Genomic DNA, 13,685 nt, shown 5'->3' with positions numbered 1-13,685 from the left:
CTTCCCTCTCAGCCCAGCAGGACGTCGTCGTCGCCCAACCGCTTCAGCTCGCGGTAGAGGATGGCGAGGCCGGTGACGATGGCGGCGGCGGACACGGCGGCGTCGACCAGACGGAGCGTGTCGCTCTCGGCGCGGGCCAGCTTGGCCTGCTTGGCGACGCTGACCGCGCCGAACGCGGTGGTGGCCATGGACAGGTACAGGCCGGACTTGGACTTCTTGAAGCCCTTGGCCTTCGACAGTGCCTTGCTCACAGCGACGGAGCCTCCTCCAGCAGCGGGTGCCCCCACTTTTCCACGAACGCGGCCTCCACGGCGGCACCGACCTTGTAGAGCCGGTCGTCCTTGAGGGCCGGCGCGATGATCTGCAGGCCGACCGGGAGGTTGTCCTCCGGGGCGAGACCGCAGGGCAGCGACATGGCCGCGTTGCCCGCCAGGTTGGTGGGGATGGTGCACAGGTCGGCCAGGTACATGGCCATGGGGTCGTCGGCGCGCTCGCCGATCGGGAAGGCGGTGGTGGGCGTGGTCGGCGAGACGATCACGTCGACCTGCTCGAACGCCTTCTCGAAGTCGCGCGTGATGAGCGTGCGGACCTTCTGGGCGCTGCCGTAGTAGGCGTCGTAGTACCCGCTCGACAGGGCGTACGTGCCGAGCATGATGCGGCGCTTGACCTCGGGGCCGAAGCCCGCGGCGCGGGTGAGGGAGGTGACCTCCTCGGCCGAGTGGCCACCGTCGTCGCCGCTGCGCAGGCCGTAGCGCAGGCCGTCGAAGCGGGCGAGGTTGGAGGAGCACTCGGACGGCGCGATCAGGTAGTACGCCGACAGGGCGAGGTCGAAGGACGGGCAGTCCAGCTCGACGATCTCGGCGCCGAGCTCCTTCAGCAGCTCCACCGACTCGTCGAAGCGCTGGATGACGCCGGCCTGGTAGCCCTCGCCGCGGAACTGCTTGACCACGCCGACGCGCATCCCGGCCACGCTGCCGTTACGGGCGGCCTCGACGACCGGCGGAACCGGGGCGTCGATGGAGGTGGAGTCGAGCGGGTCGTGCCCGGCGATCACCTCGTGGAGGAGCGCCGCGTCCAGGACCGTACGGGCGCAGGGGCCGCCCTGGTCGAGGGAGGAGGAGAACGCCACCATGCCGTAGCGGGACACCGCGCCGTAGGTCGGCTTCACGCCGACCGTGCCGGTGACGGCTGCCGGCTGGCGGATGGAGCCGCCGGTGTCGGTGCCGATGGCGAGCGGCGCCTGGAAGGAGGCGAGGGCGGCGGAGGAGCCGCCACCGGAGCCGCCGGGGATCCTCGTGAGGTCCCAGGGGTTGCCGGTCGGCCCGAATGCGCTGTTCTCCGTCGACGACCCCATGGCGAACTCGTCCATGTTGGTCTTGCCGAGGATGACGACGTCGGCGGCCTTGAGCCGCTTGGTCAGCGTGGCGTCGTACGGCGGGATCCAGCCCTCGAGGATCTTCGAACCGACGGTCGTGGGCACGCCCTCGGTGGTGAAGATGTCCTTGAGCGCGAGGGGTACGCCGGCCAGCGGGCCGAGCTCCTCGCCGCGCTCACGCTTCTCGTCGACGGCGCGGGCCTGGGCGAGGGCGCCCTCGCGGTCGACGTGCAGGAAGGCGTGCACCTTCTCGTCGACGGCCTCGATACGGGCGAGGTGGGCCTCGGTGACCTCGACGGCCGTGAGCTCGCCGGAGGCGATCTTCGCGGCGGTCTCGGCGGCCGTGAGCCTGATGATGCTGTCGGTCATGTCGGTCACTCCTCCCCCAGGATCTGCGGCACCTTGAAACGCTGCTGCTCCTGGGCAGGGGCGCCGGAGAGCGCCTGCTCGGGGGTGAGCGAGGGACGGACCTCGTCCGGGCGCATGACGTTCGTCAGCGGGAGCGGGTGCGAGGTCGGCGGTACGTCTTGGTCGGCGACCTCACTGACGCGGGCGACCGCGCCGATGATGTCGTCCAGCTGTCCCGCGAAGTGTTCGAGCTCTTCGGGCTTCAGCTCCAGACGCGCCAGCCGGGCGAGGTGGGCGACCTCCTCGCGCGTGATGCCAGGCATGCAGCGTTCCTCTGGGGTGAGTGTGTGTGGTTTGGGGCCAATCCTATGGGGCGGGGTGGCGTGCCCGTGAAACGGTTTGCCGCTAGCGCCTTTCGTCCCAGGCCGCGCTCTTCAGGAAGTGGTTGTCGTACAGCTCCTGCACTTCGAGGAGGCTCTCCCGGGTGACCTCGCCGAGGGCGATGCGCTGGAGGTGGCGGAAGTACTCGAAGCGCTCGACGCCCGGCGTGATGACGATGAGCAGGTCGGCGTCGGCCCCCGGGGCGGCGGCGAAGGCGTGCGGCATGCCCGGCGGGACTATGACGAGGTCGCCGCGCCCGGCGGTGAGCACCTCGTCTCCGGACAGCAGCTGGGCCTCACCGTCGAGCACGTAGAACATCTCGGCCGAGCCCTTGTGCAGATGCGGCGCGGCACCGTCGGCGCCGCCGCTCAGGGTGACCCGCTGGGTGGACAGGGCGCCGCCGGTCCGGCCGCTGTCGGCCAGCAGGCGGACGGTGGTGGGTGTGCGGCCGACGACTTCGGCCTCGGCCTCGCGGACGATCACGGACTCGTCGAACTTCGGGACGAACAGCGACATGGTCATACCTCCGGTGACCGGTACGGACGTCAGACGAGGAAGAGCAGGGCGGCACTGATCAGGACAACGACCGCGGTGGCGAAGTGGATCCCGAACGCGACGGCTTTCGATCCGCCGTGCCGCAGCACTATCAGCGTGTCGCCGAGCGGCAGGAGTGCCACGCAGAGCATGAACCAGGCTTCGGGGCGTGCCCCGGTGAAAATCAGCAACACCAGGCCCACCACGCCGTACGTGCCGTCTTTGAGGCCCTTGTTGGTCAGGTAGGCGCCTGCGTCGCCGGCCGGGTCCGCCGGAACGCCGTAACCCGCGGCGGCGGGGCCGGGCTGGAACAGGAACCGGTAGCCGAGGAACAGGCAGAAGAGGTCGAGCACGACGGCCAGGGTGTACGCGGTGACGGTCATCTTCGTGCACTCCTTGCTAGCGCTGCTAGATACAAGGGCAACGCTAGCAAAGCATCGACAGATTGGCTAGCGCTGCTAGCATTTGGAGCATGACTATTCAAACGCGCCGGGAGCGCGAACGAGCGGAACGCGAGCGGTTGATCGTCACAGCCGCGCGGGACCTGGCGGAGGCCGAGGGCTGGGACGCGGTGACGACCCGGCGGCTGGCCGCCGAGATCGAGTACAGCCAGCCCGTCCTCTACAGCCACTTCAAGGGCAAGGACGCGATCATGGCCGCGGTCGCGGTGCAGGGTTGCGCGGAGCTGGCCGTGGAGCTGCGAGCGGCGCGCACGGCCGCCGGGGACCCCAGGGGCGCTCTGGCGGCGATCGGCGAGGCGTACACCGCGTTCGCCCGGCGCCGGCCGGCCCTGTACGACGCCATCTTCACGCACCACGTGGACCTGCCGTTCGCCACACCCGAGGCGCCGGCGGCGCTGCAGGAGGCGTTCGGCGAGCTGGCGCAGGCCGTGGAGCCGGTCGCGGCGGACGGCGACGACCCGGGGCTCCTCACGGAGACGTACTGGGCGGCCCTGCACGGCCTGGTCACCCTGATGCGCAGCGGCCGCCTGCCGGAGCGGGCCCACGAGGCCAGGCTGGAGCTGCTCATCGGCCATTTCACGGCGGGAGTGGTCTGAGCGGGTGCCGGGCGGGGCCGCAGCCGTCATCGCGGCGGGGCAGGGCGTCCGACGAGCCGGCACGGATGGTGGAGCGGATCACCTCGGCCGCCGCCCCGCGCGCGGTCGGCGGTGCCGGTCGGTCACCGCACGGCAGGGGCGGCCTGAGCACCGGGCGGGGCGTGCGGGTCACTCGGCAGCCGGCAGAGCCGCCCGCGGCCGCTGCCAGCCGCGCGAGCCGCGGGCCAGCAGCCACGCCGTCGTCTCCTCGGGCGGCATCGCCGCGGCCACCAGCCAGCCCTGCACGGCGTCGCAGCCCAGGTCTCGCAGGCGCTCCCAGGTCTCGTCGTCCTCGACGCCCTCGGCGACGACGAGCAGGCCCAGCGAATGGGCGAGGTCGACCGTGCAGCGGACGATCTCCGCGTCCTCCGTGTCGACGGCCAGCCGGGCCACGAACGAGCGGTCGATCTTGAGCTCGCTGACCGGCAGCCGGCGCAGGTGGACCAGCGAGGAGTAGCCGGTGCCGAAGTCGTCCAGGGACATCTTCACGCCGTGCGCGGTCAGTCCGGCGAGGGTGTCGGCGGCCCGCTGCGGCTCCTCCAGCAGCACATGCTCCGTTATCTCCAGTTGGAGCGCTCCCGCGGGCACTCCGTGCCGGGCGAGCCGCGCGGCCACCGAGCCCGCGAACCCCGGCGTGTGCACGTCGCGCGGGGAGACGTTGACGGCCACCGGCACGAACAGGCCCTGCGCGCGCCACCGGGCGACCTGCTCGAGGGCGGTCTCCAGCACGTACTCCGTCAGATGGGGCATCAGCCCGGAGGACTCGGCGATGGCTATGAACTCGTCCGGCGGCACCTTCCCGCGCTCGGGGTGCACCCAGCGGACCAGGGCCTCCAGCCCGGCGACCTGCCCGTCGAAGCGGACCTTGGGCTGGTAGTGCAGCTGGACCTCGTGCGCGTCCAGCGCCCGGCGCAGGTCGCCCAGCAGGCCCAGCCGGTCGGGGGTGTTGGAGTCCCGCTTGGACTCGTAGACCTCGACGCCCGTACGGTCCCGCTTCGCCTGGTACATCGCCACATCCGCGCGGCGGAGCAGGCCTTCGGCGTCCAGCGCGTGGTCGGGGAACACGGCGACGCCCGCACTGGCCTCCAGGACGAGGGTCAGTCCGTCGAGGTCGAGCGGGGAACTGAGGGCGGTGACGAGGCCGCGGGCCACCCGAGTCGCCGACGTGGTGGAGTCGGCGACGGGCAGTAACACGGCGAACTCGTCGCCGCCGAGCCGGGCGGCCTCCGCGCCGCGCGGCAGCGCGAGGCGCAGCCGGTCCGCTATCTGCAGCAACAGCCGGTCACCGGCGAGATGACCGAGGGTGTCGTTCACCGACCGGAAGCGGTCCAGGTCGATCAGCATGAGGGCGGCGCGGGCACCGATCCGCTCGGCGTCGTCGAGGGCCGTCCAGATCCGCTCCAGGAGCCACTGACGGTTGGGCAGTCCGGTCAGCGGATCGCGCAGTTGCTCCTCGGCCCGGGCCCGGGCAATCCACAGGGTGGAGTCGAGCGCGATGAGCGGGATGGCGAACAGCGGCAGCAGCAACGGCTGGGCGACGGCGACCACGCACACCAGTGGCGCGATGCCGAGCAGTGCCACGGCGACCAGGCCCTGCCTGACCAGGGCGGTGCGGGCCACGGTGGGCAGACCGCGGCGCGGGGCCTGCAGGTACCAGAGCAGGATGCGGCTGACCGCGAGATAGGCGGCGGCGACGAGGGCGACCTCGGGGGCGGTGGTGACGCTCCAGCTCTCGGGTTTCCAGGGCTGTTCGACGGTGGGTACGCGGCCGAGGGCGCCCAGCACCAGGGCGCCGGCGCCGATGCCGATGATGTCCACGGCGCCGTGCAGCAGGCCCTGCCGCCAGCGGTGGCGGCGGGCTATGCCGACCAGGACGACGACGGTGAGGCTGACCATGCCGGCGGGCATCCAGCCGTACAGCAGCAGGACGGCGATGGTGAGGGCGGCGCCGGAGCCGGTGCCGCCCCACCAGCGGGAGCGGCCCAGCATCACCAGGTGGCCGACGATGACACCGGTCAGCACGGCCAGGGACCAGCCGACCGTGCCGGAGGGGAAGAGCGCGTGGTTGCCGGTGAAGGCGCGGTAGAAACCGGCGCCCAGGGCGAGGGCGGCGGCCGCCACGACCGCCGCGGGCAACGGGGGCCAGGACAGGTGCCGTTCGGGTTGGGTGCCCTGCATCGCGCGGGCGGGCTCGATGGCCAGGGGCGCCGGGACGGTGCGCTCGTCCGTCGCGATGGGCGCACCGGCGGCACGCCCCTGCACGCCCTGATGCTCCGCGGCCCGCCCCAGACTCCCCAGCCATGCGCCGGCCCTGCGGCGCAGGCGCAGCCGGGAGTCCGGAGCGCTCTCGGTCGGTTCCATTCCCGTCCCTCTCACAGCCGGCGGTGCCCACGCCACGCGGCCCGATGCCCGACAACCATCAGCGGCTCCGCGTTGGAAAGCCCTTTCCCTTGCTCCGCACGGGCAAAGGGATGCCCCGACCGCAGCTGGGCACGGCAGGCGCACACCTCAACAGTAGGCCGCTGAACGCTTCCACGGGCAGCGGTCGTCGACGGTTGCCCGAATGCACCCCGGCCACCCGTATGCATCTGATATGCACCGTTGGAGTGGCCTTCAACCGCTACTCATCGGTCGGAAGCGCGACTTCGGCCGCCGCTTCGGGCCCTTGCTCCAGAAGGACGCCGAATCCGTCCTCGTTCAGAACCGGAACCTTGAGCTGCATGGCCTTGTCGTACTTCGACCCCGGGTTGTCACCCACCACCACGAAGGACGTTTTCTTCGACACAGAACCGGTCACTTTCGCGCCCTGGCCCTGCAGCGCCTCCTTGGCCCCGTCGCGGGTGTAGTTCTCGAGGGTGCCGGTGACCACCACGGTGAGCCCTTCCAGTGGACGCGGTCCTTCGTCCTCACCGGAACTCGCCTCCTCCAGCGGGACTCCGGCGGCCTTCCACTTGCGCACGATCTCCCGGTGCCAGTCCTCCGCGAACCACTCCTTCAACGCCGCGGCGATGATGGGGCCGACGCCGTCGGTGGCCGCCAGCTCCTCCTCCGTCGCCTGTTCGATGCGGTCGATGGAGCGGAACTCCCGTGCGAGTGCCTGCGCCGCCACCGGCCCGACATGCCGGATCGAGAGCCCGTTGAGGAAGCGGGCCAGCGGACGCGTCTTGGCCGCCTCGATGTTCTGCAGCAGCGCGAGGGTGTTCTTCTTCGGTTCGCCCTTCTGGTTGGCGAAGACCGTGACGACCTTCTCCTCCCCCGTTCTGGGGTCCCGCTTGGGCAGACCGCTGTCCGGGTCGAGCACGTACGCCTTGATGGGCAGCAACTTGTCCACCGTCAGGTCGAACAGGTCCCCCTCGTCGACCAGCGGCGGGTCGGCCGGCTCCAGCGGGCGGGTCAGCGCCGCCGCCGCCACCTCGCCGAAGTGCTCGATGTCCAGGCACTCGCGGCCCGCGAGATAGGAGACCCGCTCCCTCAACTGGGCCGGGCAGGTACGTGCGTTGGGGCAGCGGAGGTCGATGTCGCCCTCCTTCATGGCCCGCAGCGGCGTACCGCACTCGGGACACTCCCCCGGCATCACGAACTCGCGTTCGCCGCCGTCGCGCAGGTCGACGACGGGGCCGAGGATCTCCGGGATGACGTCACCGGCCTTGCGGATCACCACGGTGTCGCCGATCAGGACGCCCTTGGCCTTGACGACGTCCTGGTTGTGCAGGGTGGCGAACTCCACCTCGCTGCCCGCGACGGTGACCGGCTCGACCTGGGCGTACGGCGTGACGCGGCCGGTGCGGCCGACCCCCACCTTGATGTCGATCAGCTTGGTGTTGACCTCCTCCGGCGCGTACTTGTACGCGATCGCCCAGCGCGGCGCACGGGCGGTGGAGCCGAGGCGGCCCTGGAGGCGCAGCTCGTCGAGCTTGACCACCACGCCGTCGATCTCGTGCTCCACGGAGTGGCGGTTCTCGCCGTAGTACGCGATGAACTCCCGGACGCCGTCGAGGTCTTCGACCACCCTGTTGTGCCGTGAGGTGGGCAGGCCCCAGCCGCCCAGGAGGTCGTAGGCCTGGGAGAGACGGGTCATGCCCTCGTAGCCCTCCAGGGCGCCGATACCGTGGACGACCATGTGCAGGGGACGGGTGGCGGTGACGCGCGGGTCCTTCTGGCGCAGTGAACCGGCGGCCGCGTTACGGGGGTTGGCGAAGGGTTTGTCACCGGCCGCGACCAGCCGCTCGTTGAGGTCCGCGAACTTCTCCATCGGGAAGTAGACCTCACCGCGGATCTCCACCAGGTCGGGGACGCGGTCGCCCTTCAGTCGCTCCGGGATCTCCGCGATCGTGCGGACGTTGGGTGTGATGTCCTCGCCGGTGCGGCCGTCCCCGCGGGTGGCGGCGCGGGTGAGGCGGCCGTGTTCGTAGGTGAGGTTGACGGCGAGGCCGTCGACCTTCAGCTCGCACAGGAAGTGGTACTCCTGCTCGCCGAGTTCGCGGGCGATGCGGTCGGCCCAGGTGGCGAGGTCGTCGTCGTTGAAGGTGTTGTCCAGGGAGAGCATCCGCTCGCGGTGCTCGACCGACGTGAACTCCGTCCGGTACGACCCGGCCACCTTCTGGGTGGGCGAGTCCGGCGTGCGCAGCTCCGGATACTCCTCCTCCAGCGCCTCCAGGGTCTTCAGCAGCCCGTCGAACTCCGCGTCGCTGATGACGGGAGCGTCCTTCACGTAGTACCGGAAACGGTGCTCCTCGATCTGCTCAGCGAGCTGCGCGTGCTTGTCCCGTGCCTCGGCGGGCACTGCCGTCTCCGCCTGCTGCTTGTCGCCGGCCACCGTGTTGTCCTCCCGTTACTCTGGGTTGTCCGCGAGGGACCTCGCCGCCCGGACGCAGTGGGCGAGCGCCCGGCGGGCGTACTCCGGGGAAGCGCCCGCGAGCCCGCACGCCGGAGTGACGGTCACCGCCTGGGCGAGAAGCCCCGGCCGCAGGCCCAGCCTGCGCCACAACGTCCTGACACCCATGACGCTACCGGCAGGGTCTGACAACGGACCGTCCGTGCCCGGCACGATTCCGGCGAACAGGCGGGTGCCGCCCTCGACCGCCTCGCCGATCGCCTCGTCGTCACGCTCGGTGAGGAGCGAGAAGTCGAAGGAGACACCGGCCGCGCCCGCCCGGCGCAGCAGGGCGAAGGGCACGTCGGGGGCGCAGGTGTGGACGACGACGGGGCCGGGCGTGTGCACGCCCACCATGTCCCGGAGGGTGGCCTCGACGATCTGCCGGTCCACGGCGCGGTGGGTGCGGTAGCCGCTGGCGGTCTTCACCTGGCCGCGCAGGACGGCGGTGAGGGAGGGCTCGTCGAGCTGCAGCACGAGGCGGGCGCCGGGGACGCGCCTTCGGACCTCGGCGAGGTGCTGGCGCAGGCCCTCGGCGAGGGAGGCGGCGAGGTCGCGGCAGGCGCCGGGGTCGGAGAGGGCGGCCTCGCCGTTCTTCAGCTCCAAGGCGGCGGCGAGGGTCCACGGGCCGACGGCCTGCACCTTCAGGGGCCCCTCGTGGCCTTGGGTGAACTCCTCCAGCGCGTCGAGGTCCTCGCCGAGCCAGGACCGGGCCCGCTTGGTGTCCCGGCCCGGCCGGTCGCCGATCCGCCATCCGCTGGGCTCCACGCGCGCGTACAGCTCGACGAGCATGCCGGCGGTGCGGCCGATCATGTCCGCGCCGGGGCCTCTGGCGGGCAGCTCGGGGAGGAAGGGGAAGTCCTCGAAACTGCCGGTGGACGTTTTGGCGGCCTCCCTGGCGTCTGTGCCGGGGAGGGAGCCGATGCCGGTGGCGGGGCCGAAGGGGGTGTTGTCGTTCACGGGTGAAGCCTACGTAGGTGTCGGGGGCGGGGGTGAGGGGTGCGGGGGGGGGTGCGGGGTGCGGGTGTTGGGCGGCGAGCCGGTGCGGGCCTCGGCTGTTCTCGCCCCCGCCGTCCCTACCCTTCCCGTCCCCAGGGGCTCCGCCCCTTCGCCCCCCGCTGGGGGCTGCCGACCCCAGACCCCCGCTTCGGCCCTGAACGGGCCTCGTCCTCAAACGCCGGACGGGCTGAGTGATGCCGGGCGGCGTCCCAGCGGTCAGCGGCCCGGGCGTACCGTCACGTCGTTGATCTCCGCGTCGCGGGGAAGGTCGAGGGCGGTCAGGATCGTCGTGGCGATCGACTCGGGGTCGATCCAGCGGGCGGCGTCGTACTCCTTGCCCTCCTGCTGGTGGACCTTGGCCTGCATGGGGCCGGCCGTGCGGCCGGGGTAGACGGAGGTGACGCGGACACCGTTGCCGTGTTCCTCCTCGCGCAGGGAGTCGGCGAGGGCCTTCAGGCCGTGCTTGGAGGCGGCGTACGCGGACCAGCCGGCGTGGGCGTTCAGGCCGGCGCCGGAGTTGACGAAGACGACGTGGCCCCGGGCGGCACGCAGCTGGGGCAGGAAGTGGCGGGTCAGCTCGGCGGGGGCGATCAGGTTGACGTTGAGCTGGTGGCGCCAGGACTTGGGGGTCAGGTCGCCCACCTCGCCGAGGTCGACCACTCCGGCGATGTGCAGCAACGAGTCCACCCGGTCGGGCAGCGTCTGGTGGGAGAAGGCCCAGGACAGCCGGTCGGGGTCGGCGAGGTCGCCCACGAGGGTCCGCGCGCCGGGGAACTCACCCGCCAGTTCCTTGGCGCGGCCCGCGTCGCGCGCGTGCAGCACGAGTTCGTCGCCGCGCGCGTGCAGACGGCGGGCCACCGCCGCGCCGATGCCCGAACCCGCCCCGGTGATCACATGAGTAGCCATGGCGCCATGCTCGCACCGCCGGTCCCTCACGCGGTGCCCAGGTGCTCCTCCAGGTACGCCAGCGCCGCCGCCGGTTCCTCGGCGAAGCCGATCAGCTCGGCCAGCGGTCGGGGCAGGAAGCCCTCTTCCTCCATGCGGCGGAACTGCTCCTTGAGCCCGTCGTAGAAGCCCGCCGTGTTCAGCAGCACCACCGGCTTGTCGGTACGGCCGTGCTTCTTCAGCTCCAGGATCTCGGTGGCCTCGTCGAGCGTCCCGGTGCCGCCCACCATGATCACCACCGCGTCGGCCTTCTCCAGCAGCAGCCTCTTGCGCTCGGCGAGGTCGTGGGCGATCACCATCTCGTCGGCACCGGGCCGCGCCCGGTTCGCCAGGAACCCGACGGAGACGCCCACGAGCCGGCCGCCCGCCTCCTGCACCCCGTCCGCGACCACCTTCATCAGGCCGACGTTCGAACCGCCCCAGACCAGGGTGTGCCCCGCCTTGCCGATCAGTTCGGCGAACTCGCGCGCGGGGCGCGTGTAGCGGTCGTCGAGCTCGGCGGCGGAGAGGAAGACGCAGATTCGCATGCGGCCAGCGTACGAGGGAACAACGCGAAGCCCCCGAACGCTTTTCTGTCATGGCCCAAGGACACACGATCACGATCGAGCAGGGCGAGCGGCACGTGCGCGTGGTGCACGGTGAGCAGGTGCTGGCCGAAACCGACCGCGCCCTGGTGCTGCGGGAGACCGGCTGTCCGGTGCGGTACTACATCCCACCCGAGGACGTCCGGCTGGACCTCCTCACCCCCTCCGACACCCACACGCACTGCCCCTTCAAGGGGACGGCCTCCTACTGGTCGCTCCCGGACGCGCCCGACCTGGTGTGGGCGTATCCCGATCCCAAGCCGGACGTCGCACCGATCAAGGACCACCTCTGCTTCTACGAGGTCGAAGTCGGCGAAGTCGACGTGTCCTGACCGATGAGGTCCGTGCCGTGGGGCAGTCTGCACAGGTATGGACAAGGAGACGCTTTCCGCCGACGGCACCCGGATCGCCTACGAGACCACCGGCCGGGGGCCCGCTGTCGTCCTCGTGAGCGGCGCGATGTCCGCGGGGCACACCATGGCGCCGCTGGCGCAGCGGCTGGCGGACCGCTTCCAGACCGTCGTGTACGACCGCCGGGGCCGGGGCGAGAGCGGCGACACGGCGCCGTACGCGGTCGAGCGCGAGGTGGAGGACCTGGCGGCGCTGATCGACGCGGTGGGCGGTGAGGCGGCGCTGTACGGCATCTCCTCGGGCGGCGCACTGGTGCTGGAAGCGGCGGCGAGCGGGCTGCCGGTCCGTCAGGTGGCCGTCTACGAGACGCCGTACGCCCTCGGCGAGGAGGACGCGAAGGGGCGTGCCGAGTACACGCGGAATCTCGACCAGGCACTCGGGCAGGGCAGGCCCGGTGACGCCGTCGCGCTGTTCCTCCGGCTCACCGGCCTGGCCGAGGGCATGATCGAGCGGGCCCGCCAGTCCCCCATGTGGGCCGACATGGAGGCGATCGCGCCGACCCTGGCCTACGACGACGCGGTGATGGGTGGCGGCCTCGTACCCCGGGACCGGCTGGCCGCGATCACCGTCCCCGTGCTGGCGTCCGCGGGCGGCGCGAGCCCCGACTGGCTCCGCGAGGCGACCCGTGCGGTCGCGGAGGCGGCGCCCCGGGGGACGTACCGCGAGCTGGCGGACCAGACGCACATGGTGGACCCGGACGTGCTGGCGCCGGTGCTGACGGAGTTCTTGACCTCGTAGGGGGGCGGAAGCGGGCGGAGTGGCGTGTGGGGTCATGTCGCACGTCGGCCCTTGTGAAAAGCCGATGGCGTTCTGCACCAAGGGCAGCCAGAACGTGGCCGAGCAGGGCCTCAGGCGGGGCGGCCGGTGTAACCGTTGAAGGGCTTTTGCCCATCGTCGCCGGCGACAGCTCGCCGTACTCCAGCAAGTCGCCTGCCGGCCGAGGCGGGCGGGGTTCGGACGCTCTCAGCCGACGGAGGCCGCGGCCCGCACCGTGGAAGCGATCGTCGCCGACCCCACCACCCGTGAACCGTCGTACAGCACGATCGCCTGGCCGGGGGCCACGCCCCGTACCGGCTCGGTGAACCGGACCTCCAGCGAGCCGTCGACCAGCTCGGCGGTGACCTCGGTCTCGCCGCCGTGGGCGCGGAGCTGGGCGGTGTAGGTGCCGGGGCCGGTGGGGGCGGCGCCGCACCAGCGGGGCTTGATGGCGGTCAGGGCGGTCACGTCGAGGGCGGCGGCGGGGCCGACCGTCACGGTGTTGTCCACCGGGGAGATGTCCAGGACGTAGCGCGGCTTGCCGTCCGGTGCCGGGGTGCCGATGCGCAGGCCCTTGCGCTGGCCGATGGTGAAGCCGTACGCGCCCTCGTGGGTGCCGACGACCGTGCCCGACTCGTCGACGATGTCGCCCTCGGCCTTGCCCAGGCGCCGGGCGAGGAAGCCCTGGGTGTCGCCGTCGGCGATGAAGCAGATGTCGTGGGAGTCGGGCTTCTTCGCGACCGCCAGGCCCCGGCGCTCGGCCTCCGCGCGGATCTCGTCCTTCGTCGTCACCGTGTCGCCGAGCGGGAACATGGCGTGGGCGAGCTGCCGGTCGTCGAGGACGCCGAGGACGTACGACTGGTCCTTGGCCATGTCGGAGGCGCGGTGCAGCTCGCGCGTGCCGTCCTCGCGCACGATGACCTGGGCGTAGTGGCCGGTGCAGACCGCGTCGAAGCCGAGGGCCAGCGCCTTGTCGAGGAGGGCGGCGAACTTGATCTTCTCGTTGCAGCGCAGGCACGGGTTCGGCGTGCGGCCGGCCTCGTACTCGGCGACGAAGTCCTCGACCACGTCCTCGCGGAAGCGGTCGGCGAGGTCCCAGACGTAGAACGGGATGCCGATGACGTCGGCGGCCCGGCGGGCGTCGCGGGAGTCCTCGATGGTGCAGCAGCCCCGCGCGCCGGTGCGGAACGACTGGGGGTTCGCGGAGAGCGCGAGGTGGACGCCGGTCACGTCGTGGCCCGCCTCGGCCGCGCGGGCGGCGGCGACGGCGGAGTCCACGCCGCCCGACATGGCGGCGAGGACGCGGAGGGGGCGGGTGGGCTGCGGGGTGTCAGTCATAGCCCTTCCAGGGTACGGGGCTGCGGGAACCGGATTCCGCGCATA

At 71.8% G+C, this 13,685-nt stretch carries 14 protein-coding genes; 3 read left to right on the top strand and 11 right to left on the bottom strand.

Going from position 1 to position 13,685, the window contains the following annotated elements; translation table 11 throughout:
- Positions 1–8: 8 nt before the first annotated feature.
- From ACFYZQ_RS25920 to ACFYZQ_RS25900, 5 genes are all read right to left on the bottom strand, one after another.
- Positions 9–251, bottom strand: a complete 243-nt coding sequence (locus tag ACFYZQ_RS25920; RefSeq protein ID WP_388796850.1) for a hypothetical protein — start codon at positions 249–251, stop codon at positions 9–11.
- On the bottom strand, positions 248–1,744 hold the full coding sequence (gatA, locus tag ACFYZQ_RS25915; RefSeq protein ID WP_389152111.1) for an Asp-tRNA(Asn)/Glu-tRNA(Gln) amidotransferase subunit GatA: 1,497 nt from the start codon (positions 1,742–1,744) through the stop codon (positions 248–250). Before gatA ends, ACFYZQ_RS25920 begins: the two co-directional genes overlap by 4 nt.
- A gap of 5 nt (positions 1,745–1,749) precedes the next feature.
- On the bottom strand, positions 1,750–2,046 hold the full coding sequence (gene gatC / locus ACFYZQ_RS25910) for an Asp-tRNA(Asn)/Glu-tRNA(Gln) amidotransferase subunit GatC (protein ID WP_003973500.1): 297 nt from the start codon (positions 2,044–2,046) through the stop codon (positions 1,750–1,752).
- Between the two features lie 82 nt (positions 2,047–2,128).
- Positions 2,129–2,620 carry a cupin domain-containing protein gene (locus ACFYZQ_RS25905; RefSeq protein ID WP_389152108.1) on the bottom strand — a complete coding sequence of 164 codons (492 nt, stop codon included), beginning with the start codon at positions 2,618–2,620 and terminating at the stop codon, positions 2,129–2,131.
- Between the two features lie 29 nt (positions 2,621–2,649).
- Entirely contained in the window at positions 2,650–3,021 is a 372-nt protein-coding gene (locus ACFYZQ_RS25900) for a DUF4267 domain-containing protein (RefSeq protein ID WP_389152106.1), read from the bottom strand.
- An 89-nt stretch (positions 3,022–3,110) separates the two neighbouring features.
- On the opposite strand from ACFYZQ_RS25900, the gene ACFYZQ_RS25895 reads away from it, so the two are divergent.
- Complete coding sequence (locus tag ACFYZQ_RS25895) at positions 3,111–3,695, top strand: TetR/AcrR family transcriptional regulator (protein WP_389152103.1); 585 nt, start codon at positions 3,111–3,113, stop codon at positions 3,693–3,695.
- A gap of 168 nt (positions 3,696–3,863) precedes the next feature.
- Here the strand turns inward: ACFYZQ_RS25895 and ACFYZQ_RS25890 are convergent, their stop codons facing one another.
- From ACFYZQ_RS25890 to ACFYZQ_RS25870, 5 genes are all read right to left on the bottom strand, one after another.
- Positions 3,864–6,095, bottom strand: a complete 2,232-nt coding sequence (locus ACFYZQ_RS25890; RefSeq protein ID WP_389152101.1) for a putative bifunctional diguanylate cyclase/phosphodiesterase — start codon at positions 6,093–6,095, stop codon at positions 3,864–3,866.
- Between the two features lie 259 nt (positions 6,096–6,354).
- On the bottom strand, positions 6,355–8,550 hold the full coding sequence (ligA, locus tag ACFYZQ_RS25885) for an NAD-dependent DNA ligase LigA (protein WP_389152098.1): 2,196 nt from the start codon (positions 8,548–8,550) through the stop codon (positions 6,355–6,357).
- A gap of 15 nt (positions 8,551–8,565) precedes the next feature.
- Positions 8,566–9,567: a methionine synthase gene (locus ACFYZQ_RS25880; RefSeq protein WP_389152096.1), complete on the bottom strand. Its 1,002-nt coding sequence runs from the start codon at positions 9,565–9,567 to the stop codon at positions 8,566–8,568.
- Positions 9,568–9,822: 255 nt separating this feature from the next.
- On the bottom strand, positions 9,823–10,512 hold the full coding sequence (locus ACFYZQ_RS25875) for an SDR family oxidoreductase (RefSeq protein ID WP_389152093.1): 690 nt from the start codon (positions 10,510–10,512) through the stop codon (positions 9,823–9,825).
- 26 nt (positions 10,513–10,538) lie between these two features.
- Entirely contained in the window at positions 10,539–11,078 is a 540-nt protein-coding gene (locus ACFYZQ_RS25870) for a TIGR00730 family Rossman fold protein (RefSeq protein WP_389152090.1), read from the bottom strand.
- Positions 11,079–11,128: 50 nt separating this feature from the next.
- On the opposite strand from ACFYZQ_RS25870, the gene ACFYZQ_RS25865 reads away from it, so the two are divergent.
- Positions 11,129–11,467 carry a DUF427 domain-containing protein gene (locus tag ACFYZQ_RS25865; protein ID WP_389152087.1) on the top strand — a complete coding sequence of 113 codons (339 nt, stop codon included), beginning with the start codon at positions 11,129–11,131 and terminating at the stop codon, positions 11,465–11,467.
- Between the two features lie 37 nt (positions 11,468–11,504).
- Positions 11,505–12,284: an alpha/beta fold hydrolase gene (locus ACFYZQ_RS25860; protein ID WP_389152085.1), complete on the top strand. Its 780-nt coding sequence runs from the start codon at positions 11,505–11,507 to the stop codon at positions 12,282–12,284.
- A gap of 225 nt (positions 12,285–12,509) precedes the next feature.
- Here the strand turns inward: ACFYZQ_RS25860 and mnmA are convergent, their stop codons facing one another.
- Entirely contained in the window at positions 12,510–13,640 is a 1,131-nt protein-coding gene (mnmA, locus tag ACFYZQ_RS25855; RefSeq protein WP_389152082.1) for a tRNA 2-thiouridine(34) synthase MnmA, read from the bottom strand.
- Positions 13,641–13,685 lie beyond the last annotated feature (45 nt).

The organism is Streptomyces sp. NPDC001843, from assembly GCF_042891955.1.
GTDB lineage: Bacteria > Actinomycetota > Actinomycetes > Streptomycetales > Streptomycetaceae > Streptomyces.
The sequence above is the reverse complement of the archived record's forward strand: the minus strand, read 5'-3'. Positions and strand labels throughout refer to the sequence as shown.